Source organism: Skermanella sp., from assembly GCF_059503625.1.
On the sequence record NZ_JCACHA010000115.1, the window covers coordinates 1 to 3828 of the forward strand.

Below are 3828 nucleotides of genomic sequence, written 5' to 3' on the forward strand. Positions count from 1 at the left end.
CGTCCGGCGACGTCCAGGCGATCACGACGACGGTCGATACCCATATCCTCTACGCGTCGAGCGGCGTGCCGGTGACGCAGGTCCTGGTGCTGGACACCTCGGCGGGCGGCGACGGCATCGCGGCGAAGGACGGCATCGGGTCGGTCAAGGAGCTGAAGGGCAAGTCGGTCGCGGTGCAGTTCGGCGGCGTGCCCCAGTTCTGGCTGGCCTATCTGCTGAAGCAGGAAGGCATGAAGCTGGACGACCTCAAGCTGACCAACCTTGAGCCGAAGGACGCGGCCAACGCCTTCGTCGCCGGGCAGTTCGACGCGGCGGTGACCTATGAGCCTTATCTGTCCACCGTGCGGACCAACAACGCCGGCAAGATCATCACGACCTCGGCGGACACCCCCGGCGTGATCGTCGATACGCTGGCGTTTCAGCCCGACTACATCGCGAAGAATCCGGCCGTCGTCCAGGCGATGGTCAAGTCGTGGTTCGAGGCGCTGGACATGATCAAGGCGCAGCCGGAAGCGGCTTATAAGGTCATGGGCGCCGACGTGAACCAGACGCCGGAGCAGTTCAAGGATTCGGCCAAGTTCGTCAAATGGTACGACCGCGACCAGAACAAGGAATACCTGGGCGAGACGCTGCCGAAGTTCCTGAAGGAAGCCAACGATATCATGGTGGAAGCCAGGCTGGTGCGCCGGCCGGCGGATGTTTCGACCATGGTTGATGCGTCCTTCGTCAAGTAAGCGGGTACTGCGATCTAGATGGCTGATTTGTTCGTGCCGCTGAAGCCGGTATCCCCTGGGCGCAGGATCGCCTTGGGGATACTGGGGTTCGTCGTGGTGGTGGCGGTGTGGTGGGCGGTGACGGCGAGCGGCTTGGTGAAGCCGCTGTTCCTGGCGGGACCCTGGGCGACGTTGCAGGCCGGCTACGCGCTGTTCTTCGAGTTCGGGTTCCTCAACGACGTGCTGGTCACGGTCGGGCGGGTGCTGGGCGGCTTCCTGATCGCTTCCGCCGTGGCGGTGCCGCTGGGCATCGTCATGGGGGCGTTCAAGCCGGTCGAGGCGCTGCTGGAACCGCTGATCTCCTTCGCCCGCTACCTGCCGGCGTCGGCCTTCATCCCGCTGCTGATCCTGTGGGCGGGAGTGGGCGAGACGCAGAAGCTCTCGGTGATCTTCATCGGCGCGGTCTTCCAGATCTGCCTGATGGTCGCTGTGATCGTCGGCGGCGTCCGGATGGAACTGATCGAGGCCGCCTATACCCTGGGCGCCAAGAGCCGGGGCGTGGTGCTGCGGGTCATGCTGCCGGCTGCGGCGCCCCAGATCTTCGAAACTCTGCGGCTGGTGCTGGGCTGGGCCTGGACCTATGTGATCGTGGCCGAACTGATCGGGGCCAGCGCCGGGATCGGTTTCATGATCATCGATGCGCAGCGATTCCTGGATACCGGGCAGATGATCTTCGGGATCTTCGTGATCGGGGTGATCGGGCTGGTCTCCGACTTCCTGTTCAAGCAGTTGAACCAGCGGTTATTTTCGTGGGCGGCATCGTGATGGGCGGCAAGGTGAGCAGTCTGACTATCGAAGGCGTCGGGCGGGTGTTCCCGCCGGCCCATCGGGGAGGGGCGGCGACGGTTGCGCTCCAGCCGACCGATCTGGGCGTGGCGCACAACGACTTCATCACGATTCTGGGACCGTCCGGCTGCGGCAAGAGCACCTTGCTGCGGATCGTCGCCGGCCTGGATACGCCGACTTCGGGACGGGTGCTGATGGACGGGCAGCCGGTCGGCGGACCGGGGCCGGACCGGGGCATGGTCTTCCAGTCCTACAGCCTGTTCCCCTGGATGACGGTGCGGGACAACATCTGCTTCGGGCTGCGCGAGAAGGGCATGCCGAAGGCGGAGCAGGCGGAGATTTCCGGCTATTTCCTGGAGAAGGTCGGGCTGCGGCAGTTCGCCGACTACTACCCGAAGACGTTGTCGGGCGGCATGAAGCAGAGGACGGCGCTGGCGCGGGCGCTCGCCAACGATCCCAAGGTGCTGCTGCTGGACGAGCCGTTCGGAGCACTCGACAACCAGACGCGGGCGCTGATGCAGGAGCTTCTGCTGGGCATCTGGGAGGCCGACCGCAAGACGGTGCTGTTCGTCACCCACGACATCGACGAGGCGATCTTCCTGGCCAACCGCGTCGTCGTGATGACGGCCCGGCCGGGCCGGATCAAGTGCGACGTGGCGGTGGACCTGCCGCATCCCCGTACCTACACGGTCAAGACGACGCCGGAGTTCGCGGAGTACAAGGCGCGGCTGACGGAGGAGATCCGGGTGGAGACGATCCGGGCGGACAGTATGGCGGCGGGATGATTATCTGATGGGCACAAGCTCATGGATAAGTTTCTTGAGCCATTCCACGCTGGGCAGGTGGTCTGCCGGGCGGCATAATTTACTATTAATTAGCCATATTGGCGCACTTGTGTTTTGTACACATGAATGCCCAAAGCTATAAGCAAGATTTGCGGATATATCTCAGAACCGCATGAGCCTGGACAAGGCCGACTTGATTGATCGCCGCTCAACGTCCAATACGTCGCGCACAAGACCACCGCCTGAGTACAGTAGCCAGCTCTGGACTAATCCCATCCCACATGGCGTAGACCTTGTCAGATCAAAATAGTCACAACTGGTCGCTTCGGGCACTGTTCGGGCTGTCCGTCATCCTCCCTCTCTCACTGTTCATTTGGACGGCTTGGAGTACCCGAGTGCAGGAGTTGGAGGAGGCCGAGCGGACGGCGGTACGCACCGTAAAGGCACTGCACGAACACGTCGTGAAGGTGCTGGACACCCATGAACTCGTCCTTAACGAGGTCAACCGCCGGATTGAAGACCGCTCCTGGGAAGACATCGAGAACGACGGCAAGCTCAGGGAGGACATCGGGGGCATCGAAAGGAGCATGGACCAGATCAGCGCGATATCGCTGATCGACGGCCAGGGCCGTGTCCGCGTGACGACCCTCCCGCTTCCGCCGCCCGGTTTCACGTTAGAGGAAAGGGACTACTTCAAGGCACAGCAGGAGCGGGACGCCGGAACCTATATCAGCGCGCCCTTCACCGGCAAGGCGACCCAGGAGCGGCTGGTCGGCATCAGTAAGCGGCGGATGGCGCTGGATGGCCGCTTCGACGGCATCGTCCTGCTGTCGGTCCCCGTGTCTTACATCACCTCCTTCTGGGCACAGTTCGCGCCCACCATCGCCCACGTCATCCCCTTGGTCCGCTCCGACGGTCAGATCATTGTCCGCTACCCCGCACCCAAAAATCTGGAGAAGCTGAACCCCAAGGGACCCTTTCTCAGTCGAGCGATCAAAGAGCGGGAGGGCGTCTACACGGCCGTCTCGCAGGTGGACGGCATCGAGCGGCTGAACGCCTACAGCCAAGTCAAGGACTACCCGCTGTTCATCAGCTTCAGCATCGAAACGCATGCCATCCTGGAACACTGGTACAGGAGCATGGCGCTCTACGGGGCCTACACCTTGCTGGCGGTTTGCGCGTTACTCGGCATGACTACTATGGCCATGCGCCAGTACAACATCCAGCAGACCTCCTCGCAGCGCTGGCAGGAGCAGGCAGACCGGCTCTCGGCCGAGATTGCGGCGCGCCAGAAAGCCGAGGCCACACTGCGTCAGTCACAGAAGATGGAGGCGGTCGGGCAGATCACCGGCGGCGTGGCGCACGACTTCAACAACCTGCTTCAGGCCATGACCAGCGGTCTCCACTTGCTGTCCTCCAGAATTCCCGAGGACGCCCGGGAGATCGCCGATGCGACCATGCAGGCGGTGGAGCGAAGCTCGAAG

Annotated in this window: 4 protein-coding genes; all 4 read left to right on the top strand. The window is 63.0% G+C overall.

The features are described from left to right. On the top strand, nt 1-734 hold a 734-nt coding region (locus AC5JJ6_RS03155), incomplete at its 5' end, for an ABC transporter substrate-binding protein (protein ID WP_496040650.1). A gap of 18 nt (nt 735-752) precedes the next feature. Next, nucleotides 753-1538, top strand: a complete 786-nt coding sequence (locus AC5JJ6_RS03160) for an ABC transporter permease (RefSeq protein ID WP_044432299.1) — start codon at nt 753-755, stop codon at nt 1536-1538. A gap of 11 nt (nt 1539-1549) precedes the next feature. After that, nucleotides 1550-2344: an ABC transporter ATP-binding protein gene (locus AC5JJ6_RS03165; RefSeq protein WP_496040651.1), complete on the top strand. Its 795-nt coding sequence runs from the start codon at nt 1550-1552 to the stop codon at nt 2342-2344. Between the two features lie 395 nt (nt 2345-2739). Beyond that, a partial coding sequence (locus AC5JJ6_RS03170; RefSeq protein WP_496040652.1) for a cache domain-containing protein occupies nt 2740-3828 on the top strand: 1089 nt, incomplete at its 3' end.

What these genes read in the sequence shown, in the direction of transcription:
- AC5JJ6_RS03160 (WP_044432299.1), top strand. Translation starts at nt 753, where the DNA reads ATGGCTGATTTGTTCGTGCCGCTGAAGCCGGTATCCCCTGGGCGCAGG.